We start from the raw sequence: 24,080 nt of genomic DNA on the forward strand, positions 1-24,080 counted from the left end.
GGGCCCGGTCACGTTCACCGGTCAGTTGTCAGGAGTTCCAGATGGTCCGTTCGTTGTTTGCCAAGCGACCCAGCCCTTACTACATCATGGCCCCGGACTACCGCCGCAGTTCGGCGGGTATCCGGGTACTGCACATGTTGTGCGATGCCTTGATGCGCGCCGGGCAGGAGGCCTACGTCGCGGCAGCAGGCATGAATGCTGGTCTGATGACACCGCTGCTGACCGAAGCAGTCATCGCGGTACACAAGGCGCAGGGTGTGGAGCCGATCATCGTTTACCCGGAGGTGGTCGATGGCAACCCGTTCAAGGGCAATGTGGTGGTGCGCTACCTGCTGAATCGGCCAGGATTCCTCGCCAGTGTCAGCCCGTTCGCCGAAACGGATGTGCTGTTCGCCTACACCCGCGATCTGTTGCAACCGGGCATGGACGAAGACCGTGTGCTGTACATGCCGGCGGTCGACCTCAGCATCTTCTGCCCGCCGGGAGACAGCGCCACGCGCATTGCCGGCAAGGTCTGCTATTACCGAGGTCGGAAGGGCCAGGTGGAGATCGACCCGGCGCTGCTCGGTGCCGACGCCGTGGAGATCACCGGGCAGAGCCCGGGCTCCTGGGAAGAATTGGCCGCGCTGTTCCAGAGCTGCGAGTACTTCTATTGCACGGAGCCGTCGGGCCTGGCGGCAGAGGCCGCCCTGTGCGGGTGCATCGCCGTGGTGTTGCCGGGTGCCTACGCACCTCGACCGCTGTCGCAGCATGAGAACAACAGCTACGGCGTTGCCTGGGGCAACACCCCGCAGACTCTGCGGCACGCCAGGCAGACGCTGCCGTTGTTGCGCGAGAGCCTGTTGCAGCACCAGCGCACATTCTGGGCGGCACTCGACCATTTCATCGACGTGACCCAGCAAGCCGTCGAGCAGTTCCGCGTGCGTTCACAGGTCAGCGAGGCGCAGCGCTGGCTAGAGCGGCGCAGCCTGAGCGAGGCCCAGCGTGCCCAAGTCGACCAGTACCTTCAAACGCGGCCCGGGCTGCGCCTGGCGGTGGTGATCGTCGATCGCCAGGGTGGGCCTGCTGCGCTGCGCAAGACAGTCGACAGCCTGACGGCGCTCGCTGCGCCTGGCCTTTCGGTGCTGCCCCTGGTGATTGCGGGCGGGCAGGGCCTAGTGGCGGCCATCAATGCACAGGTTGCCGACTGCGCCTGTGACCTTTTCATGTTGTTGGAAGCTGGCGAAACACTGACCGCCTCCGGTGTGCTGAGCCTGGTGTTGGAACGCGCCGCCGCGCCAAACTGCCGCGCGGTGTATGCCGACGAGGCGCTGCAGGGCAGCGGCGGTGCGCTCGAATTGCAACTGCGTCCGGCCCTCAACCTTGACTTGCTTTTGAGCCTGCCTGCGGCCATGGCCCGTCATTGGCTGTTCGATCGGGAAGTCTGGCTGGGGCTCGGCGGTTTCGATGCCGATTACCCTGATGCCTTCGAGTTGGCCTTCATCCTGCGCCTGATCGAGGTCGCGGGCCTGGATGGCCTGGGGCATATCAGCGAGCCGTTGGTGATTGGCCCTGCGCCGCTGTTGCAGGACCTAGCCCCGCAGCGCGAGGCAATCGAAGCGCACCTGCGGCAGCGCGGCTATCCCGCGGCGGCGGTGACTTCGCGCAGGCCAGGCCGATACGAGCTTGACTATGGCCATGACAGTTGCCCACCCGTCAGCATCCTGATCCGCGTGCAGGGCCAGCTCGCCTATGCCCAGCGCTGCCTGCAGAGCCTGCTCGAAGGCACCGACTACCACAATTACGAAGTGTTGCTGCTCGACCATGGTAATGACGATGCGGCTGTCCTGCAGTGGTTGGCAGGCATCGAACAGATGGCCGCCGGCCATCTGCGGGTGCTGCGGTTTGCTGCCGAACTCGAGCCGCAGGCGGTGCTGAATCAAGCGGCAAATGCGGGGCGTGGCGAGTTCCTGCTGTTTCTCGATGCCCATGCCGGTGTGATCGAAAGGGACTGGTTGGCGCAGATGCTCAATCACGCCATGCGACCCGAAGTGGGAAGCGTGGGTGCCAAGTTGATCGATGGCGATGGCCGGATTTGCGACGCCGGTCTGCTGTTGGGGCTGTCGGGGCCGGTCGCCGCGCCTTTTCAGGGGATGCCGAGCGATGCTCCCGGTTACCTGCATCGCCTGGAAGTCGATCAAAACTACACGGCTCTGGGCGAACGATGCCTGATGGTGAGCCGAGCGTTGTTCGTCTCGTTGGGCGGTTTCGATACGCAGATGGCGCCTTGGGCGCACGTAGACCTGTGCCTGAAACTGCGGCAGGAGGGTTACTTGAATGTGTGGACACCGCGCGCCCAGCTGTTGATCAGTAACGCCGAAAGGGCGGGTGCCACCGTCGAGCAGGAAGATGGCCTGTACGCTCGCTGGTTGCCTGCGATCGCGCGGGATGCTGCGAGCAATCCGAACCTGGTCGTGGGCGATGGTAGCCAGATCTTTGCCTACGCTGATACTGCGGTTTCCTGGCGTCCGCTGTCGGCCGTGGCCGCACTGCCGACGGTGCTGGCCCTGGAGAGCGGAACGGGTGGTAGTCAGCATCGGCTCGAACAACCTTTCGATGCCTTGAACGCATGCGGGCAGATCCAGGGCGCACGGCTTGGAAAATGGCTGGAAATGCCGGCACTGGAGCGCTTTGCGCCCGATGCGATCATCATCCAAGGCGCGCTCGACCCTTCGCATGTTCAGGCCATGCGTCGCATGAAGGTGTTCAGCAAGGCCTTCAAGGTCTACGACCTGGCCACCTACCTGCCGGGCGCCCGACTGCAGGGGCCTTTTGCGCGGCAGCGACCGGATGACGTGTGGGCCTTGCTGCAGTTGGGCATCGAAAACGTGGACCGCCTGCTGGTGCCAACGCACTTCATGGCCCAGGTCTGCGATGGCATCGGCGTGGATATCCAGGTGTTGGGCGATCGCCTTGCGCCCGAGCAGTGGGCGGGCCTGCAGAGCCTACGCCGCTGCGATGACAAGCCTCGGGTGGGCTGGGTGGGAGGCCTGGGAGAGCTGGACGATCTCGATATGATCGCCGACGCGGTCAAGGCGCTGGCTGGCGAAGTGCACTGGGTCGTGCTTGGCAGTTGTCCGGAACACCTGCGGCCATACATGCATGAGATCCATGCCGCGGTGACCCCGGTCCAGTATCCCGGCAAGCTCGCTTCGTTGAACCTCGACCTGGCCGTGGCGCCGTTGTGCGACAATTTGCTCAACCGGTGCAAGAGCCATCTGCGCCTGCTGGAGCATGGCGTGTGCGGTGTACCGGTGATCTGCAGCGATATCGAAGCGCACCACGGCGAATTGCCGGTCAAGCGCGTAGCTGACCACACCACTGCATGGGTCGAAGCGATCCGGCTGCATGTCGGCGACCTGGATGCTGTTGCGCAGCTCGGCGATTACCTGCGCCAATGTGTGTTGCAGGACTGGATGCTGGATGGCCCCGCGCTTGTGCGATGGCGTGAGGCTTGGCTGGGGGCGACATCATGAGGTCATCGCCTGTCGAGGCCGTGATGGCCCAGGATATCCAGCGTATTGCCGCCCATGTGGATGTGACGGCCTTGTCGCGGCAGCACTTGCTGCTGACCGGCTGCACCGGGTTTTTTGGTAAATGGTTGCTGGCGATGCTTGCCAACCTCAATCGAAATGGCGCAGCGATCCGGGTAACGGCGGTTTCTCGATCGCCCCGGCAGTTTCTCTGCCAGAACCCGGAATATTCCGGCGCAGGCTGGATCCAATGGCTGCAGGCCGATGTTCGCTCGCTCGAGCACGCGCTGGCAGGCGTTAGGCTCGACGGGGTGATCCATGCTGCCACCGACACCTTGGGTGCCGGTCAGGCGGACGCGCTGCAGCTCTATGACACGATCCTGCTAGGCGCCCGCAATGTCCTGGACCTGGCAGTGCGCAGCGGTGCCCGGCGCGTATTGTTCACTGGCAGCGGGGCGCAGTATGGCGCGATTCCATGGGCCTGCCCGGTACTGGAAAGCAGTACCGGGGCCTGTGACAGTACGCAGCCTGCCAGTGCCTACGGTGAAGGCAAGCGCGCCCAGGAAACCCTCGCCGCGCTCTACGCCCAGCGCTACGGCCTTGAGGTGGTTTTCACCCGCTGTTTCGCCTTTTCCGGGCCTGGACTGGTATTGGACGCGCATTTCGCCATCGGCAACTTCGTGCGCGACGCCTTGTATCAAGATGAGCTCGTACTCCATTCCAGCGGCAGTGCGGTGCGCAGTTACCTGCATGGCGCTGACCTGGCTGCTTGGCTACTCGCACTGCTTGCCAAGGGGGAGGGGGGGCACGCTTACAACGTCGGCTCGGACAATGCACTGAGCATCGCCGAGCTGGCCCATCGGGTGGTCGCGCGCCTGGCCCCGGGTAAGCCGGTACGAATCCTCGGCCGAGACACTGCCGCGCAAGCGCGGTCCTACTACGTGCCGCATATCGGCAAGGCGCGTGCGTTGGGCCTGGACACCTGGACGACGCTCGATCAATCCATCGACAGCATGGGCCGCTGGGCCGTTGCCCTGAGCGGTTGAGCCGGCCTTCACGCTGGCATTGGCCGCTGGCCTGGGCGCGTGGCGCAGGATGATTGCTGCGCCTGGATTCAGTCGGGCGACAAAAAGCGCGTGACTCGGGAGTCAGAACGGGCATCTTCACTGTATATTGTCGAAACCGGGAACCGTCGTGTCGCCCGGACACAGCGTCAGGGATAGGGCTTGCACCCATCGCCTGGCGTTTTGTCGTTTAGGCCGCGACGGGTATTTCGCTGTTACTGAATTGGGAAGCCATATGATTGGCATTAAAAGCATCGCCAGCTACGTGCCGACTGAAGGCGTGGACAACTACGCCCAGGGCGCGAAATTCGGCAAGGACCAGGATTTCATCTTTGGCAAGATCGGCTCGACGTTCTTGCCCCGCAAGGAAGCCGCCCAGGAAACTTCCGACCTCTGCGTCGAGGCCGCCAAGAATCTGTTCGCTGCCAATCCATCGCTGGACCCGGCCTCCATCGACGCCGTCATCGTGGTCACCCAGAATGGTGACGCCGAAGGCCTGCCGCACACCGCTGCAATCGTTCAGCACAAGCTTGGCCTGTCCACGGCGCTCGCCGCCTTCGACATTTCGCTTGGCTGCTCCGGCTATGTCTATGGCCTGTATGCAATGAAGGGCTTCATGGAAGCCGCAGGCTTGAAGAATGGCCTGCTGATCACCGCAGACCCGTACTCGAAGATCGTCGACCCGGAAGATCGCAATACCACCATGTTGTTCGGCGATGCCGCCACCGCGACCTGGATGGGCGAGGGCGCTACCTGGCAGTTGGGCAAGTCGCTGTTCGGCAGCGATGGCGCAGGGGCCGAGCATCTGCGCACCACCGATGGCAAGTTCTTCATGAACGGCCGCCAGGTCTACAACTTCGCCCTGGTCAAGGTGCCTGCGCACCTCAAACAGCTGCTCGAAGCCAGCGAACTGGGCGCTGACGACATCGACCTGTACTGCCTGCACCAGGGCAGCGCGGCCATTGTCGATGCGGTCTCGGCGCGCTTCGATGATGGCGTGCACAAGCAAAAGTTCGTCAAGGACATGGTCGAGACCGGGAATACGGTGTCGTCTAGCATTCCGCTGCTGCTGGAAAAGCACGTGATGGGCTCGCAGCATGCGCGCGTTGCTCTCAGTGGTTTCGGCGTAGGGTTGTCGTGGGGCTCGGCGATCATCGAGCGTAAAAACTGATCGCGCGCCGCCTCGCAAATGAACGCCACCCTCGGGTGGCGTTTTTGTTTGCTGCAATCTCACGCTAGCGCCTGAATTCTGGCGTCAAACCCTTGATTTCATTGGGCTGGCAGGATGCCAGCAATTTTTTTTGAAAAATCCCTAAAGCAACCCGCCCAGACGACGATAACCATTACGAAGGTTCTCTGTGCCGCACCCGGCGAATTGCCAAGGCCGGAAGCCGTAGTACCCAATCCAACGAGGAATTCGTCATGGCTTTGACTGTTAACACCAACACCACCTCCCTGGGCGTCCAGAAGAACCTGAACCGTGCTACCGACGCGCTGGCCACCTCGATGACCCGCCTGTCCTCCGGCCTGAAAATCAACAGCGCCAAAGACGACGCTGCCGGCCTGCAGATCGCTACCCGCATGACCTCGCAGATCCGTGGTCAGACCATGGCTATCAAAAACGCCAACGACGGTATCTCCATCGCCCAGACCGCTGAAGGTGCGATGCAAGAGCAGACCAACATTCTGCAGCGTATGCGTGAACTGGCCATCCAGTCGCGAAACGACTCCAACAGCGCCGACGACCGTATCGCTCTGGACAAAGAATTCCAGTCGATGTCCTCGGAACTGACCCGTATCGCCAACAGCACCCAGCTCAACGGCAAGAACCTGCTGGACGGTTCGGCTTCGACCATGACCTTCCAGGTTGGCTCGAACACCGGCGGCGTGAACCAGATCACCATCAACCTGAACCAGAAGTTCGACGCCTCCTCGCTGGGTATCGGCTCTTCGATCAACATCCAGGGCTCCAGCAGCGCCCTGTCGGAAACCAACTACAGCGCCGCTGTTGCTGCCATCGACACCGCTCTGCAGACCATCAACACCAACCGTGCTGACCTGGGTGCTTCGCAGAACCGTCTGACCAGCACCATCAACAACCTGCAAAACATCAACGAAAACGCCGAAGCTGCTCGTGGCCGCGTACAGGACACCGACTTCGCTGCCGAAACTGCTCAGCTGACCAAGCAGCAGACCCTGCAGCAAGCTTCGACCTCGGTTCTGGCTCAGGCCAACCAGCTGCCGTCGGCAGTACTGAAGCTGCTGGGCTAATCTGCCTAGTTGCTGGCGGGGGAGTGCTCTTGCGGCGCTTCCCCGCCTTTTCATTGCGAGGTGGTGGACATGGACATGAGCGTCAAGCTGAACCTGTCTTATCCGGCCGCACGTTCGGCCGAGCAGGTTACCGAAAAGCCGGTTGTCCGGTCGACGGAGCAGGTCAAACCCGAGGACGACAAGAAAGCCCCCCTGGCGGTGAAGGATACCGACAAGGTCAAGAGCGCCGTCGCGGAGATCGAGAAGTTCCTGAAAGCGTCACAACGCAATCTGGAATTCTCCACGGATGAAGAGTCCGGCAAGATTGTTGTCAAAGTCATCGCGACCGATAGCGGTGAGCTGATTCGCCAGCTGCCTTCGGAAGAGGCGTTGCGGATTGCCCACAGCCTGAGTGATGTCAAAAGTGTTCTGTTCGACGCCAAGGTATGATCGGCGGCGAATTTCAATGAAGTGATGCATCACGGTCCGCTGGAGCGGGCGTGAAGCGTTGAGAGAGGGACTACAGCATGGCAAGCCCGATTGCTCCCAGTACCGGCCTTGGGTCCGGTCTGAACATCACCGAGATCGTGAATGCTCTGGTTACCGCCGATACGGCGGCAAAAAAGGCGCAGATCACCCGCCAGACCAGCAACAATACCGCGATGATCTCGGGCATTGGCTCGCTGCGCAGTGCCCTCACGGCGTTCCAGGACGCCATGAAAAAACTCAATGACAAGGACGCGCCGTCGTTCAACGCGTTCGCTGCCAGCTCGGGCAACGAGGCTGTGGTCAAGGTCAAGTCGAGCAACGCGGCAGTGGCCGGTAGCTACGACATCAAGGTGATCAACCTGGCAACCTCGTCCAAGGTGGCTAGTCAGTCGTTCGACACTGGTGCGAGCACGGCAATTCCTGAGGGCGAGCTGACCATTTCCCAGGGTGGCAACGACTACAAGGTCAAGGTGGCTGCCGGCTCGACCCTGCAAAGCGTGCGCGACCAGATCAACAAGGAGCTGGGCGCCAAGGGACTTTCCGCGAACATCGTCAACGAAGAGAGTGGTTCGCGCCTAGTCATTGGTTCCACCACCACGGGCAAGGGCTCCGATATTTCGGTGAGCGGCATCGCTGAGCTTGAAATCAGTGGCACAACCAAGATGACGGGGACCGGGGCGGGCTATATCACCGACCTGGCCAAGGATGCCGAGTTGACCGTGGACGGCCTGACCGTCAAGAGCGCGAAAAACACCATCAGCGATGCGATCAGCGGCATGACCCTGGAGTTGACGGGTGCCACGGCGAACGGTGCTGCAGGCACGTCGACCAAGATCACTGTAGCTGCCGACAACGATGGATTGAAAAAGTCGGTGCAGAGCTTTGTCGATTCCTACAACACCCTGCAAAAAGCGATCACTTCGCTGACCACCACCTCGCGTGACGCGAATGACAATCTGGTCCTTGGCCCGTTGACCAACGACCCGACCACTCGCTCGCTGTTGTCCGATGTGCGCAAGGTGCTGAGCGAGGTGGGTAGTGGCGATCAGCTGACATCCCTGAGCCAGTTGGGTATCAACACTCAGAAAGATGGCACGCTGGAATTCAACACCACCAAGTTCACTTCGGCGATGAACGACAAGAAACTGGGCACTGAAGTCCAGGCCTTGTTCACCGGCACCAACGGCATTTTCGAGCGCATGAACAAGGCGATCGACCCGTACAACGCTACCGATGGTAGCCTCGCCACGCGCAAATCCAACCTTGATAAGGTCGCGAAAAACCTCAGCGACCAGCAGGCTGCGCTGGATCGTCGCACCGAGTCGCTGACCGAATCGCTGACCAAGAAATACGTGGCTCTGGACACCGCGCTGGGCAAGATGAAAGCTCAGGCCGACCAGATCACCTCGATCTTCGATGCGATCAACGCCCAGGCCAAGAAGTCCTGATTCGGCCTGAATGACAAGAGCCCGGCTGCGTTCATCGACGCGCCGGGCTTTTCGTTTTGGCCCTAAAGTTTTTTGACGGGGCGGCGATACACAGGGTACAAGCAACCTTTTTCGCTGCAACGAGGTAGATCCATGAACCCGATGTTGGCCCTTCGGCAATACCAGAAAGTCAACGGTGTGGCGCAGACGTCCGAAGCCAGCCCGCACCGTTTGGTGCAGATGCTGATGCAGGGCGGCCTGGACCGCATGGCCCAGGCCAAAGGCGCCATGGCGCGTAATGACATCGCCCAGAAGGGCATCCTGATCGGCAAGGCCATCGACATCATCGGTGGCCTGCGCGAAGGCCTGGATCTGGAAAACCACGCCGACAGCCTGGCCGAACTGGACAGCCTGTACACCTACATGAGCCGCCGCCTGGTCGAAGCCAACGTGAAGAGCGACCCCGCCATCATCGACGAAGTGGCGCGCCTGCTGATCACCGTGAAAGAAGGTTGGGATGCGATCGGCGACCCGTCGGCGGCTTCCTGATCAAGGAGGATGACATGACCGAGGTAATCGCCCGAATCGAACAGACCCGCGAGTTGCTGCTGGCCGCCCTGGCCAGCCGCGACTGGGATGCGGTCGGTGAACTCGACCTGCAATGCCGCCTGCGCATTGACGATGTGCTGACCGAGGCACAGGGCAACGAGGCCGACGTGCGCGACAGCCTGGAGCAGCTTTTGCTCGTCTACCGCCAATTAATTGATGTTGCAAGTGGCGAGCGTCAATCAATAGTCGACGAGATGATGCAAATCCGTCAGGCGAAAAACGCGGCTAAGGTATACCATCTGTTCACGTGAACCACAGATGGGCAAAAAGCCGTCCGCCATTAATTTGACTGTATGCGTTTTTTTGACTTTACTAGTGGCTGTTTTCGAATTTCAGACGTCCGAACACTGACCATTCAGTCGGAATGATGTCGCGCATGCCTTCGGGCGCCGATATGACTAGGGAAGTTGCTATTGCATGTGGCGTGAAACCAAGATTCTTCTGATCGATGACGACAGCGCCCGCCGCCGCGACTTGGCGGTGGTACTGAACTTTCTCGGGGAAGAGAACCTATCGTGCTCCAGCCAGGACTGGCAGCAGGTAGTCGAATCGTTGTCTTCCAGTCGCGAAGTGCTCTGCGTGCTGATCGGTGCCGTCAATGCTCCAGCCGGAGTGCTTGGGCTGCTTAAGACCGTGGCAGGGTGGGATGAGTTCCTTCCGGTGCTGCTGATTGGTGAAATTTCTTCTGCAGACTACCCCGAAGAGCTTCGCCGCCGGGTGCTGTCCAACCTGGAAATGCCGCCCAGCTACAGCCAGCTGCTCGACTCGCTGCACCGTGCCCAGGTCTACCGCGAGATGTACGACCAGGCCCGCGAGCGCGGTCGCCAGCGCGAGCCCAACCTGTTCCGCAGCCTGGTCGGCACCAGCCGTGCCATCCAGCATGTGCGCCAGATGATGCAGCAGGTGGCCGATACCGACGCCAGCGTGCTGATCCTTGGTGAGTCCGGCACCGGCAAGGAGGTGGTGGCGCGCAACCTGCACTACCACTCCAAGCGCCGCGAAGCGCCGTTCGTGCCGGTCAACTGCGGGGCGATTCCGGCCGAGCTGCTGGAAAGCGAACTGTTCGGCCATGAAAAGGGCGCCTTCACCGGGGCCATCACCAGCCGTGCCGGGCGTTTCGAGCTGGCCAACGGCGGCACCTTGTTCCTCGACGAGATCGGCGACATGCCGCTGCCGATGCAGGTCAAGCTCTTGCGCGTGCTGCAGGAACGTACCTTCGAGCGGGTGGGCAGCAACAAGACCCAGAGCATCGATGTACGCATCATCGCCGCGACCCACAAGAACCTCGAGAGCATGATCGAGGAAGGCACCTTCCGCGAAGACCTGTACTACCGCCTCAACGTGTTCCCCATCGAGATGGCGCCGCTGCGTGAGCGCGTGGAAGACATCCCGCTGCTGATGAACGAGCTGATCTCGCGCATGGAGCACGAGAAACGTGGCTCGATCCGCTTCAACTCCGCAGCCATCATGTCGCTGTGCCGCCATGGCTGGCCGGGCAACGTCCGCGAGCTGGCCAACCTGGTCGAGCGCATGGCCATCATGCACCCCTACGGGGTGATTGGTGTGTCGGAGCTGCCGAAGAAGTTCCGCTACATCGACGACGAGGACGAGCAGCTGGTCGACAGCCTGCGCAGCGACCTCGAAGAGCGCGTGGCGATCAACGGCCATGCGCCGAACTTCGCCAACCACGCCATGCTGCCGCCGGAAGGGCTGGACCTGAAGGACTACCTGGGCAGCCTGGAGCAGGGTTTGATCCAGCAGGCGCTGGACGATGCCAACGGGATCGTGGCGCGTGCGGCCGAGCGCTTGCGCATTCGCCGCACCACCTTGGTGGAGAAGATGCGCAAGTACGGCATGAGCCGCCAAGGCGGCGAGGACCAGGCCGAAGATTGATTTGGCCTGTACCGGCCCTATCGCCGGCAAGCCGGCTCCCACCACTTGAGGCTTGTGGTGCACCTGTGGGAGCCGGCTTGCCGGCGATAGGGCCGGGCCTGTAAAAACCCAAAACCCCCATCCCCGGCACGGCTATTGCTACACCGCTGGCACCACACCGTTTTTATGACGGTCAGCCACGCGAGAGAGCACGATGCCCCAGGCCGCCCACCATTCCCGAGCCCTTGATCTGCAGGGGCGTACCCCGGTCGAACAGGAGAGTCGAGAGGGGCTGGAGCAGGCGTTCGCCCTGTTCAACCAGGTTTCCTCCCAGCTCAACCAGTCCTACAGCATGCTCGAAGCCCGCGTCAGCGAGCTCAAGGGCGAGCTGGCGGTGGTCGGCGCCCAGCGCATGGCCGAGCTGAACGAGAAGGAGCGCCTGGCCAACCGCCTGCAGAACCTGCTCGACCTGCTGCCCGGTGGGGTGGTGGTGATCGATGACCAAGGCCTGGTGCGTGAAGCCAACCCCGCGGCCTGCGAGCTGCTTGGCGAGCCCTTGCTGGGCCAGCTCTGGCGCCAGGTGATCGGCCGCTGCTTCGCCCCGCGCAAGGACGACGGCCACGAAGTGTCGCTGCGTGACGGGCGCCGCCTGTCCATCGCCACGCGTTCGCTGGACGCCGAGCCCGGCCAGTTGGTGCTGCTCAACGACCTGACTGAAACCCGTCGCCTGCAAGACCAGCTGGCGCGCCACGAACGGCTGTCTTCGCTGGGCCGCATGGTGGCGTCGCTGGCCCACCAGATCCGCACGCCATTGTCGGCGGCCATGCTCTACGCCAGCCACCTGGCCGATGGCGAGCGCGAGCTCGCGCCAGAGACCCGTCAACGTTTTGCCGGCAGCCTGAAGGAGCGCCTGCACGAGCTCGAGCACCAGGTGCGCGACATGCTGGTGTTCGCCCGCGGCGAGCTGCCGATGACCGACCGGCTGACCCCCAAAGCCCTGTTCCAGGCCCTGCAGCACGCGGCCCAGGCCCATGTGCAGGGGCATGCCGTGCGCTGGCAGTGCGACACCCACCTGGGCGAGCTGCTGTGCAACCGCGATACCCTGGTCGGCGCCTTGCTCAACCTGATCGAAAATGCCCTGCAGGCCAGCGAAAGCCCGGCGCGGCTCAAGGTGCACCTGTTCCGCCGCCAGCACAGCCTGCACCTGTGCATCAGCGATGCCGGCAGCGGCATTGCGCCCGAGCTGCTCGGGCGCCTGGGCGAGCCGTTCCTCACCACCAAGGCCACCGGCACCGGGCTCGGGCTGGCCGTGGTCAAGGCCGTGGTGCGTGCGCACCAGGGCAGTCTGCAACTGCGTTCCAGGGTCGGCCGCGGCACCTGCGTGACAGTGGTGCTGCCACTGATCGACGGCCAGCCGGCGGAGGGCCTGTGATGCCCATCAAGGTGCTGCTGGTCGAAGACGACCGCGCCTTGCGCCAGGCGCTGGGCGACACCCTGGAGATCGGGGGCTTCGCCTACCAGGCCGTAGGCAGTGCCGAGGAGGCGCTGCAGGCGGTGGCGGGCGAGGCGTTCAGCCTGGTGGTCAGCGATGTGAACATGCCAGGTATGGACGGCCACCAGCTGCTGGCGCAATTGCGCCGCCATTACCCGCAGCTGCCGGTGCTGCTGATGACCGCCCACGCAGCCGTGGAGCGTGCCGTCGAGGCCATGCGCCAGGGCGCGGCGGACTACCTGGTCAAGCCGTTCGAGCCCAAGGCGCTGCTGAGCCTGGTCGAGCGCCATGCGGCGGGGCGCCTTGGCGCAGATGAAGGGCCGGTGGCCAACGAGGCTGCCAGCCGGCAACTGCTGGAGCTGGCCGCGCGGGTGGCGCGCAGCGATTCCACGGTGCTCATTTCCGGCGAGTCGGGTACTGGCAAGGAAGTGCTGGCGCGCTACATCCACCAGCAGTCACCGCGCGCGGCCCAGCCGTTCGTGGCGATCAACTGCGCGGCGATCCCCGACAACATGCTCGAAGCCACGCTGTTCGGCCATGAAAAGGGCGCCTTCACCGGCGCCATCGCTGCCCAGGCAGGCAAGTTCGAGCAGGCCGAAGGCGGCACCTTGCTGCTCGACGAAATCTCCGAGATGCCCCTGGGCCTGCAGGCCAAGTTGCTGCGCGTGCTGCAGGAGCGTGAAGTGGAGCGGGTCGGCGGGCGCAAGCCGATTGCCCTGGACATCCGCGTGCTGGCCACCAGCAACCGCGACATGGCCGGCGAAGTGGCGGCCGGGCGCTTCCGTGAAGACCTGTTCTATCGCTTGTCGGTGTTCCCCCTGGCCTGGCAACCGCTGCGCGAGCGCGCCGGCGACATCCTGCCGCTGGCCGAGCGCCTGCTGGCGCGGCACGTGGCGAAGATGAAGCATGCGCCGGTGCGTTTATCGGCCGAGGCCCGTGCCTGCCTGCAGGCGCACAGCTGGCCGGGCAACGTGCGCGAGCTGGACAACGCCTTGCAGCGGGCGCTGATCCTGCAGCAGGGCGGGGTGATCGAAGCGGCGGATTTCTGTCTGGCAGGCGCCATTCCCTTGTCGGCTGCGGCGCAGGCCACTATTGCGCCATTATCCGAGCCGGCCACGGCGGATGCAGGCGGCCTAGGCGACGACATGCGTCGCCACGAATTCCAGATGATCATCGACACCCTGCGCGCCGAACGCGGTCGCCGCAAGGAGGCTGCCGAACGGCTCGGCATCAGCCCGCGCACCCTGCGCTACAAGCTGGCGCAGATGCGTGATGCCGGCCTGGACGTGGAAGCCAGCCTGTACGGCTGATCGCGCCATTTCAAAGATCGTCGAGCGGGCTGGCACTCTTGTTGCTAGTTCTGGGCTATCCGCCGCATGAGTGTCAAAAAAATGCGGCCGCCGGAGAGAGAAGTTCATGAGCCAAGGTGTTGAATTCAATCGTCTGATGTTGGACATGCGGGCCATGCAGGCAGAAGCCATGTCCGCGCCCAAAGCCACTGCCGCGCCTGAGCTGGCGCCGGGGCAGAGCAGCTTTGCCGACATGCTCGGCCAGGCCATCGGCAAGGTGCATGAGACCCAGCAGGCGTCGACCCAGCTGGCCAATGCCTTCGAAATCGGCAAGAGCGGCGTCGACCTGACCGACGTGATGATCGCTTCGCAGAAAGCCAGCGTGTCCATGCAGGCGTTGACCCAGGTACGCAACAAGCTGGTCCAGGCGTACCAGGACATCATGCAGATGCCGGTTTGAGGACGGAAGTGAGTCATGGCTGAAGCAGTCGTCGAAAACGCCCCCGCCAAGAGCGGTTCGCCCGCGAGCAAGCCGCCGCTGTTCGGCATGGCGTTTCTGGAAAACATCTCGCAGATGCCCATGCTGCGCCAGGTTGGCCTGCTGGTCGGGCTGGCGGCGAGCGTGGCGATCGGCTTCGCCGTGGTGCTGTGGTCGCAGCAGCCGGACTACCGCCCGCTGTATGGCAGCCTGGCCGGCATGGACACCAAGCAGGTCATGGATACCCTGGCCGCTGCCGACATCCCCTACAACGTCGAGCCCAACTCCGGGGCTCTGCTGGTCAAGGCCGACGACCTCTCCCGTGCGCGCCTGAAACTGGCAGCCGCCGGCGTGGCGCCCAGCGATGGCAACGTCGGTTTCGAGCTGCTCGACAAGGAGCAGGGCCTGGGCACCAGCCAGTTCATGGAAGCCACCCGCTACCGCCGCAGCCTGGAAGGCGAGCTGGCGCGCACCGTGTCCAGCCTGAACAACGTCAAGGCCGCCCGCGTGCACCTGGCGATCCCGAAAAGCTCGGTGTTCGTGCGCGACGAGCGCAAGCCCAGCGCCTCGGTGCTGGTCGAGCTGTACCCGGGGCGTTCGCTGGAAGCCGGCCAGGTGATGGCCATCGTCAACCTGGTCGCCACCAGTGTGCCGGAGCTGGACAAGTCGCAGGTCACCGTGGTCGACCAGAAGGGCAACCTGCTCTCCGAGCAGCTGCAGGACACCGCCTTGACCATGGCCGGCAAGCAGTACGACTACAGCCGCCGCATGGAAGGCATGCTCACCCAGCGCGTGCACAACATCCTGCAGCCGGTGCTGGGCAACGACCGCTACAAGGCCGAAGTGTCGGCTGACCTTGACTTCAGCGCGGTCGAATCGACCTCCGAGCAGTTCAACCCGGACCAACCCGCGCTGCGCAGCGAGCAGTCGGTCAACGAGCAGCGCGCCAGCAGCCAGGGCCCGCAAGGCGTGCCGGGTGCCCTGAGCAACCAGCCACCAGGCCCGGCCTCGGCGCCGCAGACCACCGCGGGCGCCCCAGGCGCCGCCGCCGCGATCCAACCTGGCCAGCCTTTGGTGGACGCCAACGGCCAGCAGGTCATGGACCCGGCCACCGGCCAGCCGATGCTCGCGCCGTACCCTTCGGACAAGCGCCAGCAGACCACCAAGAACTTCGAGCTGGACCGCTCCATCAGCCACACCCGCCAGCAGCAGGGGCGCCTGACCCGCCTGTCGGTGGCCGTGGTGGTCGATGACCAGGTCAAGGTCGACGCCAACGGCGAAACCACCCGTGCGCCGTGGGGCGCCGAAGACCTGGCGCGCTTCACCCGCCTGGTGCAGGACGCGGTGGGCTTCGATGCCAGCCGTGGCGACAGCGTGACGGTGATGAACGTGCCGTTCGCCGCCGACCGCGGCGAGGTGATCGCCGACATCGCCTTCTACCAGCAGCCGTGGTTCTGGGACATCGTCAAGCAAGTGCTGGGCGTGCTGTTCATCCTGGTGCTGGTGTTCGGCGTGCTGCGCCCGGTACTCAACAACATCACTGGCGGCGGCAAGCATGCTGCCACGGACAGCGACATGGAGCTGGGCGGCATGATCGGTCTGGATGGCGAACTGGCCAACGACCGCGTCAGCCTGGGTGGCCCGACAAGCATTCTGTTGCCAAGCCCGAGCGAGGGTTACGAGGCGCAGCTCAACGCAATCAAAGGCCTGGTGGCCGAAGACCCGGGCCGCGTGGCCCAGGTCGTGAAAGAGTGGATCAACGCCGATGAGTGACAATCGAGCCATTACCGCCAAGCTCAGCCGGGTCGACAAGGCAGCCATCCTGCTGCTGTCGCTCGGCGAGACCGATGCTGCGCAAGTGCTGCGACACATGGGCCCCAAGGAAGTGCAGCGGGTCGGTGTGGCCATGGCGCAGATGGGCAACGTGCACCGCGAGCAGGTCGAGCAGGTGATGAGCGAGTTCGTCGAGATCGTCGGCGACCAGACCAGCCTGGGCGTGGGCTCCGATGGCTACATCCGCAAGATGCTCAACCAGGCCCTGGGCGAAGACAAGGCCAACGGCCTGATCGACCGCATCCTGCTCGGTGGCAACACCAGCGGCCTGGACAGCCTCAAGTGGATGGAGCCGCGTGCGGTGGCCGACGTGATCCGCTACGAGCACCCGCAGATCCAGGCCATCGTGGTCGCCTACCTGGACCCTGACCAGGCCGGCGAAGTGCTGAGCAACTTCGACCACAAGGTACGCCTGGACATCATCCTGCGCGTGTCGTCGCTCAATACCGTGCAGCCGGCGGCGCTCAAGGAGCTGAACCAGATTCTCGAGAAGCAGTTCTCGGGCAACTCCAATGCCGCGCGCACCACCCTGGGCGGCATCAAGCGCGCCGCCGACATCATGAACTTCCTCGACAGCTCCGTGGAAGGTGCACTGATGGACTCGATCCGCGAGATCGACAACGACCTGTCGGAGCAGATCGAAGACTTGATGTTCGTCTTCAACAACCTGGCCGATGTCGACGACCGCGGCATCCAGGCGCTGCTGCGCGAGGTGTCCTCCGATGTGCTGGTGGTGTCGCTCAAGGGCGCCGACGAGCGGGTCAAGGACAAGATCTTCAAGAACATGTCCAAGCGTGCCTCGGAGCTGCTGCGCGACGACCTGGAAGCCAAGGGGCCGGTGCGCGTCAGCGACGTCGAGACCGCGCAGAAGGAAATCCTCACCATCGCCCGGCGCATGGCCGAGGCCGGCGAGATCGTGCTCGGCGGCAAAGGCGCCGAGGAAATGATCTGATCCACAGGTCCTCTGTAGGAGCGGCCTTGTGTCGCGAAAGGGCTGCGAAGCGGCCCCAGGATTTTGGATTCTGGATTCTGGATTCAGGATTTCAGTGTTGTTGCATAAATTGCTGGGGCTGCTGTGCAGCCCTTTCGCGACACAAGGCCGCTCCTACAGGGGGCGCATTGGTCGAACAGGGTTTTTGAGTACCTGAGAACATGCCCACCAAAGAATCCCACCCCAGTGACCTGATCCGCGCCCGCGACCTCGTGGGCGTCGACGTCTGGGCGTTGCCCAGCTTCGACCCGGAGCCTGCACCTGAGCCGGAACCGGAACCGGAAGTGGTCGAGGAAGAAGTCGAGGAAGTGCCGCTGGAAGAAGTCCAGCCGCTGACCCTCGAAGAACTCGAAGCGATCCGCCAGGAGGCCTACAACGAAGGCTTCGCCACCGGCGAGCGCGAAGGTTTTCACAGCACCCAGCTGAAGGTGCGCCAAGAGGCCGAGGAAGCGCTCAATGCCAAGCTGGCCAACCTTGAGCAACTGATGGAGCACCTGTTCGAGCCCATCGCCGAGCAGGACACGCAGATCGAAAAGACCATGGTGCACCTGGTGGCGCACATGGCCCGCCAGGTCATCGGCCGCGAACTGCGCAGCGACTCCAGCCAGATCACCCAGGTGCTGCGCGAAGCCTTGAAGCTGCTGCCCATGGGCGCCGACAACATTCGCATCCACCTCAACCCCCAGGACTTCGAGCTGGCCAAGGCCCTGCGCGAGCGCCACGAGGAGAGCTGGAAGCTGCTCGAGGACGATGCCCTGCTGCCCGGTGGTTGCCGGATCGAGACCTTGCACAGCCGCATCGACGCGACCATGGAAACGCGCATCGAGAAGGCCGTGGCGCAGCTGTTCGACCAGCTGCACGACCACGCCCTGCATCCGGCAGCGCCGGATGTGTCGGTCGAGATAGGCGCCAGCGATGCGCCTTGACCGCACCAGCTTCGGCAAGCGCCTGAGCGGCTACGCCGAAGCCATCGAGCTGCCGGCGCAGCCCGTGGTCGAAGGCCGCCTGCTGCGCATGGTCGGCCTCACCCTCGAGGCCGAGGGCCTGCGCGCCGCGGTCGGCGGGCGCTGCCTGGTGATCAACGACGACAGCTACCACCCGGTGCAGGTCGAAGCCGAGGTCATGGGCTTTTCCGGCAACAAGGTGTTCCTCATGCCGGTCGGCAGCATCGCCGGCATCGCCCCGGGCGCGCGGGTGGTGCCGCTGGACGACAGCGGCCGCCTGCCCATGGGCATGAGCATGCTCGGCCGGGTGCTCGACGGCGCCGGCCGCGCGCTGGACGGCAAGGGCGGGATGAAGGCCGAAGACTGGGTGCCGATGGATGGCCCGATCATCAACCCGCTCAACCGCGACCCGATCAGCCAGCCGCTGGACGTGGGTATCCGCAGCATCAATGGCCTGCTGACCGTCGGGCGCGGCCAGCGCCTGGGCCTGTTCGCCGGTACCGGCGTGGGTAAATCGGTGCTGCTGGGCATGATGACGCGCTTCACCGAGGCCGAGATCATCGTGGTCGGGCTGATTGGCGAGCGGGGCCGCGAGGTCAAGGAATTCATCGAGCACATCCTCGGCGAAGAGGGCCTCAAGCGCTCGGTGGTGGTCGCATCCCCCGCCGACGATGCGCCGCTGATGCGCCTGCGTGCGGCCATGTACTGCACGCGCATCGCCGAATATTTTCGCGACAAGGGCAAGAATGTCCTGTTGCTGATGGACTCGCTGACCCGCTTTGCCCAGGCCCAGCGTGAAATCGCCCTGGCCATCGGCGAGCCGCCGGCGACGCGCGGCTACCCGCCGTCGGTGTTCGCCAAGCTGCCCAAGTTGGTGGAGCGTGCCGGCAACGGCGAACCCGGGGGTGGCTCGATCACTGCGTTCTATACCGTGTTGTCCGAAGGCGACGACCAGCAGGACCCGATCGCCGACTCGGCGCGTGGCGTGCTCGACGGCCACTTCGTGCTGTCCCGGCGGCTGGCCGAGGAAGGCCACTACCCGGCCATCGATATCGAGGCCTCGATCAGCCGGGTCATGCCGCAAGTGGTCGATGCCGACCACCTGCGCCAGGCGCAGAAATTCAAGCAGCTGTGGTCGCGCCTGTCGCAAAGCCGCGACCTGATCAGCGTCGGCGCCTATGTCGCCGGCGGCGATCCGGAAACCGACCTGGCCATCGCCCTGCAGCCCAAGCTGGTGGACTTTCTGCGCCAGGGGCTGGACGAGAACGTCGGCATGGCCCAGAGCCGCCAGCAACTGGGGTCGATCTTCATGCCCCCGGGCAATGGTTGAGTAGCCTATGAGCATGCCCAGCCGTGCCGCGCGCCTGGCGCCGGTGGTGACCATGGCCGAGGAGGCCGAGCGCAAGGCTGCCCAGCGCCTGGGGCACTTCCAGCAGCTGGTGGCCCAGGCCCAGGCCAAGCTGGGCGAGCTCGAGTCGTTTCGCGAGGGTTACCAGGCGCAGTGGATCGAGCGCGGTGGGCAGGGTGTCGATGGCAGCTGGCTGCTCAACTACCAGCGCTTTCTGGCTCAGCTCGAAACGGCGATGACCCAGCAGCGCCAGAGCCTGCTCTGGCACCAGAACAACCTGAAGAACGCCCGTGGTACCTGGCAGCAGGCGTATGCACGGGTCGAAGGGCTGCGCAAGCTGGTACAGCGGTACATGGACGAAGCGCGGCGGGCCGAAGACAAGCGCGAGCAGCGCTTGCTCGATGAACTGTCCCAGCGGCTGCCCCGGCAGGGGCATCTGTAACCTGCGGCGGCCCTATCGCCGGCAAGCCGGCTCCCACAGGAGCCGTGCCAGTGCCCTACCTGTGGGAGCCGGCTTGCCGGCGATAGGGCCGCATCAGGCATCCCCGGTTTGCCACTACCGCTAGCGCCTGCTAAACCTTGAAGAGTTGCATTCGCCATCATCGAAGGAATCGCTAGCATGGCAGTCGAGACCGATTTTTCGCAGGACGGGAAAAAACTCACGATCAAGGTCAAGGGGCGCTTCGATTTCGGCAAGCATCAGGAGTTTCGCGATGCTTACGAGCGCCAGGCGAAAAAGCCCGACTCGGTCGTGGTCGACCTGAAGGACACCACCTACCTGGACAGCTCCGCGCTCGGCATGCTGCTGTTGCTGCGCGACCACGCCGGCGGCGACGACTCGGATGTGCGGGTGGTGCATGCCAGCTCCGACGTGCGCAAGATCCTGGCCATCTCCAATTTCGAAAAACTGTTCGACATCAGTTGAACGCCCAGATGCCTCCCGAACAGGCGTTGACCGTGCTGGTGGCCGAAGATGGCGCCACCGACCGCCTGTTGCTGGCGCAGATCGTCCGGCGCCAGGGGCATCAGGTCTTCACGGCGGAAAACGGCGAACAGGCGGTGGCGCTGTTCGCCGAAAAGCGCCCGCATATCGTCTTGCTCGATGCCTTGATGCCGGTGATGGACGGCTTCGAGGCGGCGCGGCAGATCAAGGCCCTGGCCGGCGAGGCGCTGGTGCCGATCATCTTCCTGACCTCGCTGAACGAGGAGGGTGCCCTGGTGCGCTGCCTGGAGGCCGGGGGCGATGACTTCATGGCCAAGCCCTACAGTGCGGTGATTCTCGGCGCCAAGATCCGCGCCATGGACCGCCTGCGCCGGCTGCAGGCGACGGTCCTCGAACAACGCGACCTGATCACCCGCCATCACCATCACCTGCTCAACGAACAGCGCGTGGCCAAGGCGGTGTTCGACAAGGTCGCCCATTCCGGCTGCATCACCGCACCTAACATCCGTTACTTGCAGTCGCCTTACGCGCTGTTCAACGGCGACCTGCTACTCGCGGCGTTCACGCCCTCGGGCGACATGCACGTGCTGCTCGGCGACTTCACCGGGCACGGTCTGCCGGCCGCTGTGGGCGCCATGCCCCTGGCCGAGGTGTTCTACGGCATGACCGCCAAGGGCTACGGCCTGGCGCAGATGCTGCGTGAGATGAACGCCAAGCTCAAACGCATCTTGCCGGTCGACATGTTCTGCTGCGCGCTGCTGCTGAACCTGAGCGTGCAGCGTGGCACCGTGGAGGTGTGGAACGGCGGCATGCCGGATGGCTATCGGCTGTCGGGCGCAGGAGACGTGCTGTCCACCCTGGCCTCGCGCCATCTGCCGCTGGGCATTCTCGCCGCCGAGCGCTTCGACGACAGCACCGAGGTACTGCCGCTGGCGGCGGGCGAGCGGTTGCTGCTGCTGTCCGATGGCGTGGTCGATACTGCGGACGATCAGGAGCGGCTGTTCGGCGTCGAGCGCCTGCGCACGGTGCTGGCGGCCAACCGCGACCCGGTGCGCCTGTTCGACGAGGTGATGCAGGCACTGCAGGGTTTTGGCGGGCGCCCGCGGGACGACATCAGCCTGTGTGACATCCGCATGTTCGCCGCCGAAGAGCGGGTGCCGGCGCCGACCCTCTATTCCGACAGCGGGCGCTCCAGCCCGCTGGACTGGTCGCTAGGCTTCGAACTGCGTGGCGAAAGCCTCAAGCGATTCAACCCGGTGCCCTACCTGGTGCAATTGCTGCAGGAGATCCACGGCTTGCGGCCGCGCACCGGGGCGTTGCACAGCGTGCTCAGCGAGCTGTATTCCAATGCCCTGGAGCATGGCGTGCTGGGCCTGGATTCGCGGCTCAAGCGGGACGTGCAGGGCTTTGCCGATTACTATCAGGAGCGCGCCCGGCGGCTGGGCGTGCTGGCCGAGGGCTTCGTGCGCATCGACCTGAAAGTGGAACCGCTGGCCGGTGGTGGGCGTCTGATGATCGAAGTGCGCGACAGCGGCGCCGGCTTCGATGTGCACCGGGTGCTTTCGCGCCCGCCGCAGGACCAGGGCCTCAGTGGTCGTGGCCTGAGCCTGGTGCGACGGCTTGCCAGCAGCGCGCAGTGGCGCGAAGGCGGGCGTTGTGCCCAGGTGCATTTCGAATGGTGAGCCGCCGGGCGGCTCGGTCATAATCCGGCTTGATCAAGGAGTGAGCAAGTGACTGACATGCATATCGACCACAGGGTGCTCAGGGACCTGCAAGAGGTGATGGAGGAGGGCTACCTGCAGTTGCTGGAAACCTTCCTCGAAGACTCCGAGCGGCGCCTGAGCCAGTTGCACGGTGCCCGCACTGCCGACGAGCTGGGCATGGCGGCCCACAGCTTCAAGGGCAGCAGCGGCAACATGGGTGCGGTCGGCCTGGCCCAGCTTTGCCAGCAGCTGGAGGAGCGGGTCAAGGAGCGCGCGTTGTACGGCATCGAGGACCTGATCCAGCGTATCGACCAGGAATACCTGGAGGTGCAGCGCTTCTATCGTGCCGAGCGCGAGCGGGTCTCGGCAAGCTGATCGGCAGGTTGGCGCGAGTTTTGCCTGTCTGTGCCAGGACGATATTCATGTTTTTGGCGCGGAGACCTTTCAATGCCTGTCGCACCCAACCCTTTGTTGCAATCCAGCACCCTGAGCAAGCCGTCGAACGCTGCTTCCTCGCGGCTGGACAAACCGCTGCAGGCGGCGGGCGGGCAGGGCGGTGGCTTCGACCAGGTGATGGCCAACCAGGGCCGCGACAAGCCTTCGCTGCGCGACGACAAGGTCAAGCCCAAGGACAAGCCTGACACCGACCAGGGCGGCAAGGCGGCGGCAGCCGACAAGCCGGCCGTTGCCGATGACGGCAACAAATTGCCAGCCAGCGACCAGGCCCAGGCCAGCACCGACGCCGACGCAAGCTCGGTGGATGCCAACCTGGTAGCCGGCCAGGTCACCGATGCCCAGCCGGGCGCGCAGCTGTTGCAGGCCCAGGCCCAGACCGTGGCGCCGGTGTTGCAGGCGGCCGCTCAGCAACCACCGGCGCCGGCGTTGCCTGAAGAGGATGCCGGCGAAACCTTCGACCCCGAGGCCGACGCCCTGGCCAACATGCCCACCCTGCGCCTGGCGCTGGAGCAGAGCGCCCAAGCCAAAGGCACCACCTCGGCGCATGCCGCCAACACCGCGCAGCAGCCGCAGGCCGAGGATGGCCCGGTGGCCGTCAATCCATTGGCGAACCTGGTCGACAAGGTCGAAGCCGAGGCAGGCCATGCGGAGTCGGGTGACAAGGCCTTCGGCGCCTTGCTCGAAGACGGCCTGAAAGACACCAAGAACGCCAGCAGCGATACCCGCATCGATGATTTTGCCAACCGCCTTGCCAGCCTGACCCAGGCGGCCACGGCCAAGACCGCCAACGCCGTGCCGGTGACCCCGAGCCCCCTGCACCAGCCGCTGGCGATGAACCAGAACGCCTGGGCCGAGGGCCTGGTCAACCGGGTCATGTACCTGTCCAGCCAGAACCTCAAGTCGGCCGATATCCAGTTGGAGCCGGCGGAGCTTGGGCGCCTGGACATTCGCGTCAACCTGGCGGCGGACCAGTCGACCCAGGTCACCTTCATCAGCGGCCATGCCGGCGTGCGCGATGCGCTGGACAGCCAGGTGCACCGCTTGCGCGAGCTGTTCGCCCAGCAGGGGCTGGCGCAGCCGGACGTCAACGTCGCCGACCAGTCGCGCGGGCAGCAACAGCAGCAGGCGCAGCAGGATGGCTCGCAGTTGTCCGGCGTGGCGGCGCGCCGGGCGCAGGAAGGTGGCGCTGGCGAGCGGGGTGGTGACGTTGCCGATGCCGCCCGGCCGGTCGAGCAGCAGGTGGTCATCGGCGACAGCGCGGTCGACTTCTACGCCTGATTTGCCGTGGCAGCACCGGCCTCTTCGCGGGGCAAGCCCGCTCCCACAGGTACACCACCGACTTTGGTGCAGTGGTGTACCTGTGGGAGCCGGCTTGCCGGC

Annotated in this window: 21 protein-coding genes; all 21 read left to right on the top strand. The window is 64.3% G+C overall.

What is annotated here, in order from left to right:
- Positions 1-41: 41 nt before the first annotated feature.
- The 21 genes from ACIPG5_RS17745 to ACIPG5_RS17845 all read left to right on the top strand — a co-directional run bounded on the left by ACIPG5_RS17745 (position 42) and on the right by ACIPG5_RS17845 (position 23,978).
- Positions 42-3,515: a glycosyltransferase gene (locus tag ACIPG5_RS17745; RefSeq protein WP_401376742.1), complete on the top strand. Its 3,474-nt coding sequence runs from the start codon at positions 42-44 to the stop codon at positions 3,513-3,515.
- A 23-nt stretch (positions 3,516-3,538) separates the two neighbouring features.
- The gene (locus tag ACIPG5_RS17750; RefSeq protein WP_401376745.1) at positions 3,539-4,558 is read left to right on the top strand and encodes an NAD-dependent epimerase/dehydratase family protein; all 1,020 of its coding nucleotides are present in this window, start codon (positions 3,539-3,541) and stop codon (positions 4,556-4,558) included.
- A gap of 253 nt (positions 4,559-4,811) precedes the next feature.
- A complete protein-coding gene (locus ACIPG5_RS17755; protein ID WP_401376748.1) occupies positions 4,812-5,747 on the top strand; it encodes a ketoacyl-ACP synthase III in 936 nt (311 codons plus the stop codon).
- A gap of 251 nt (positions 5,748-5,998) precedes the next feature.
- Positions 5,999-6,847, top strand: a complete 849-nt coding sequence (locus tag ACIPG5_RS17760) for a flagellin domain-containing protein (RefSeq protein WP_401376751.1) — start codon at positions 5,999-6,001, stop codon at positions 6,845-6,847.
- Positions 6,848-6,916: 69 nt separating this feature from the next.
- Positions 6,917-7,276, top strand: coding sequence for a flagellar protein FlaG (locus ACIPG5_RS17765; protein WP_401376753.1), 360 nt, complete (start codon positions 6,917-6,919; stop codon positions 7,274-7,276).
- 77 nt (positions 7,277-7,353) lie between these two features.
- Positions 7,354-8,763 (top strand): flagellar filament capping protein FliD, encoded by a 1,410-nt coding sequence (gene fliD, locus ACIPG5_RS17770; RefSeq protein ID WP_401376756.1) that lies wholly within the window; start codon positions 7,354-7,356, stop codon positions 8,761-8,763.
- A 132-nt stretch (positions 8,764-8,895) separates the two neighbouring features.
- Positions 8,896-9,291: a flagellar export chaperone FliS gene (gene fliS, locus ACIPG5_RS17775; protein WP_401376759.1), complete on the top strand. Its 396-nt coding sequence runs from the start codon at positions 8,896-8,898 to the stop codon at positions 9,289-9,291.
- 14 nt (positions 9,292-9,305) lie between these two features.
- Positions 9,306-9,602, top strand: a complete 297-nt coding sequence (locus ACIPG5_RS17780) for a flagellar protein FliT (protein WP_176513117.1) — start codon at positions 9,306-9,308, stop codon at positions 9,600-9,602.
- Positions 9,603-9,768: 166 nt separating this feature from the next.
- Positions 9,769-11,244: a transcriptional regulator FleQ gene (gene fleQ, locus ACIPG5_RS17785; RefSeq protein ID WP_176513120.1), complete on the top strand. Its 1,476-nt coding sequence runs from the start codon at positions 9,769-9,771 to the stop codon at positions 11,242-11,244.
- Positions 11,245-11,437: 193 nt separating this feature from the next.
- Positions 11,438-12,655 carry a sensor histidine kinase gene (locus tag ACIPG5_RS17790; protein WP_401376764.1) on the top strand — a complete coding sequence of 406 codons (1,218 nt, stop codon included), beginning with the start codon at positions 11,438-11,440 and terminating at the stop codon, positions 12,653-12,655.
- Complete coding sequence (locus tag ACIPG5_RS17795; RefSeq protein ID WP_401376767.1) at positions 12,655-14,025, top strand: sigma-54-dependent transcriptional regulator; 1,371 nt, start codon at positions 12,655-12,657, stop codon at positions 14,023-14,025. The genes ACIPG5_RS17790 and ACIPG5_RS17795 overlap by 1 nt, the downstream gene beginning before the upstream one ends.
- Positions 14,026-14,131: 106 nt before the next feature.
- Positions 14,132-14,464 carry a flagellar hook-basal body complex protein FliE gene (fliE, locus tag ACIPG5_RS17800; protein ID WP_008097326.1) on the top strand — a complete coding sequence of 111 codons (333 nt, stop codon included), beginning with the start codon at positions 14,132-14,134 and terminating at the stop codon, positions 14,462-14,464.
- A gap of 15 nt (positions 14,465-14,479) precedes the next feature.
- A complete protein-coding gene (gene fliF / locus ACIPG5_RS17805; RefSeq protein ID WP_176513126.1) occupies positions 14,480-16,255 on the top strand; it encodes a flagellar basal-body MS-ring/collar protein FliF in 1,776 nt (591 codons plus the stop codon).
- On the top strand, positions 16,248-17,267 hold the full coding sequence (fliG, locus tag ACIPG5_RS17810) for a flagellar motor switch protein FliG (protein WP_027921181.1): 1,020 nt from the start codon (positions 16,248-16,250) through the stop codon (positions 17,265-17,267). The genes fliF and fliG overlap by 8 nt, the downstream gene beginning before the upstream one ends.
- Before the next feature lie 200 nt (positions 17,268-17,467).
- Positions 17,468-18,232 (top strand): flagellar assembly protein FliH, encoded by a 765-nt coding sequence (gene fliH, locus ACIPG5_RS17815; protein WP_401376772.1) that lies wholly within the window; start codon positions 17,468-17,470, stop codon positions 18,230-18,232.
- Positions 18,222-19,580: a flagellar protein export ATPase FliI gene (gene fliI / locus ACIPG5_RS17820; RefSeq protein WP_176513130.1), complete on the top strand. Its 1,359-nt coding sequence runs from the start codon at positions 18,222-18,224 to the stop codon at positions 19,578-19,580. The genes fliH and fliI overlap by 11 nt, the downstream gene beginning before the upstream one ends.
- 7 nt (positions 19,581-19,587) lie before the next feature.
- Complete coding sequence (gene fliJ / locus ACIPG5_RS17825; RefSeq protein WP_176513132.1) at positions 19,588-20,040, top strand: flagellar export protein FliJ; 453 nt, start codon at positions 19,588-19,590, stop codon at positions 20,038-20,040.
- Between the two features lie 177 nt (positions 20,041-20,217).
- Positions 20,218-20,523 (top strand): STAS domain-containing protein, encoded by a 306-nt coding sequence (locus ACIPG5_RS17830; protein WP_236236353.1) that lies wholly within the window; start codon positions 20,218-20,220, stop codon positions 20,521-20,523.
- Between the two features lie 8 nt (positions 20,524-20,531).
- Complete coding sequence (locus tag ACIPG5_RS17835; RefSeq protein WP_401376777.1) at positions 20,532-22,223, top strand: SpoIIE family protein phosphatase; 1,692 nt, start codon at positions 20,532-20,534, stop codon at positions 22,221-22,223.
- A 48-nt stretch (positions 22,224-22,271) separates the two neighbouring features.
- Positions 22,272-22,619: an Hpt domain-containing protein gene (locus ACIPG5_RS17840; protein ID WP_176513138.1), complete on the top strand. Its 348-nt coding sequence runs from the start codon at positions 22,272-22,274 to the stop codon at positions 22,617-22,619.
- Positions 22,620-22,691: 72 nt separating this feature from the next.
- A complete protein-coding gene (locus ACIPG5_RS17845; RefSeq protein ID WP_401376780.1) occupies positions 22,692-23,978 on the top strand; it encodes a flagellar hook-length control protein FliK in 1,287 nt (428 codons plus the stop codon).
- Positions 23,979-24,080 lie beyond the last annotated feature (102 nt).

Source organism: Pseudomonas sp. NPDC087029, from assembly GCF_044745345.1.
Classification (GTDB): domain Bacteria; phylum Pseudomonadota; class Gammaproteobacteria; order Pseudomonadales; family Pseudomonadaceae; genus Aquipseudomonas; species Aquipseudomonas faucium.

Excerpts from the sequence above, each read along its gene's own strand:
- ACIPG5_RS17745 (WP_401376742.1), top strand. The coding sequence starts at position 42 with ATGGTCCGTTCGTTGTTTGCCAAGCGACCCAGCCCTTACTACATCATG.
- ACIPG5_RS17750 (WP_401376745.1), top strand. The coding sequence starts at position 3,539 with ATGGCCCAGGATATCCAGCGTATTGCCGCCCATGTGGATGTGACGGCC.
- ACIPG5_RS17755 (WP_401376748.1), top strand. The coding sequence starts at position 4,812 with ATGATTGGCATTAAAAGCATCGCCAGCTACGTGCCGACTGAAGGCGTG.
- ACIPG5_RS17760 (WP_401376751.1), top strand. The coding sequence starts at position 5,999 with ATGGCTTTGACTGTTAACACCAACACCACCTCCCTGGGCGTCCAGAAG.
- ACIPG5_RS17765 (WP_401376753.1), top strand. The coding sequence starts at position 6,917 with ATGGACATGAGCGTCAAGCTGAACCTGTCTTATCCGGCCGCACGTTCG.
- fliD (WP_401376756.1), top strand. The coding sequence starts at position 7,354 with ATGGCAAGCCCGATTGCTCCCAGTACCGGCCTTGGGTCCGGTCTGAAC.
- fliS (WP_401376759.1), top strand. The coding sequence starts at position 8,896 with ATGAACCCGATGTTGGCCCTTCGGCAATACCAGAAAGTCAACGGTGTG.
- ACIPG5_RS17780 (WP_176513117.1), top strand. The coding sequence starts at position 9,306 with ATGACCGAGGTAATCGCCCGAATCGAACAGACCCGCGAGTTGCTGCTG.
- fleQ (WP_176513120.1), top strand. The coding sequence starts at position 9,769 with ATGTGGCGTGAAACCAAGATTCTTCTGATCGATGACGACAGCGCCCGC.
- ACIPG5_RS17790 (WP_401376764.1), top strand. The coding sequence starts at position 11,438 with ATGCCCCAGGCCGCCCACCATTCCCGAGCCCTTGATCTGCAGGGGCGT.
- ACIPG5_RS17795 (WP_401376767.1), top strand. The coding sequence starts at position 12,655 with ATGCCCATCAAGGTGCTGCTGGTCGAAGACGACCGCGCCTTGCGCCAG.
- fliE (WP_008097326.1), top strand. The coding sequence starts at position 14,132 with ATGAGCCAAGGTGTTGAATTCAATCGTCTGATGTTGGACATGCGGGCC.
- fliF (WP_176513126.1), top strand. The coding sequence starts at position 14,480 with ATGGCTGAAGCAGTCGTCGAAAACGCCCCCGCCAAGAGCGGTTCGCCC.
- fliG (WP_027921181.1), top strand. The coding sequence starts at position 16,248 with ATGAGTGACAATCGAGCCATTACCGCCAAGCTCAGCCGGGTCGACAAG.
- fliH (WP_401376772.1), top strand. The coding sequence starts at position 17,468 with ATGCCCACCAAAGAATCCCACCCCAGTGACCTGATCCGCGCCCGCGAC.
- fliI (WP_176513130.1), top strand. The coding sequence starts at position 18,222 with ATGCGCCTTGACCGCACCAGCTTCGGCAAGCGCCTGAGCGGCTACGCC.
- fliJ (WP_176513132.1), top strand. The coding sequence starts at position 19,588 with ATGAGCATGCCCAGCCGTGCCGCGCGCCTGGCGCCGGTGGTGACCATG.
- ACIPG5_RS17830 (WP_236236353.1), top strand. The coding sequence starts at position 20,218 with ATGGCAGTCGAGACCGATTTTTCGCAGGACGGGAAAAAACTCACGATC.
- ACIPG5_RS17835 (WP_401376777.1), top strand. The coding sequence starts at position 20,532 with ATGCCTCCCGAACAGGCGTTGACCGTGCTGGTGGCCGAAGATGGCGCC.
- ACIPG5_RS17845 (WP_401376780.1), top strand. The coding sequence starts at position 22,692 with ATGCCTGTCGCACCCAACCCTTTGTTGCAATCCAGCACCCTGAGCAAG.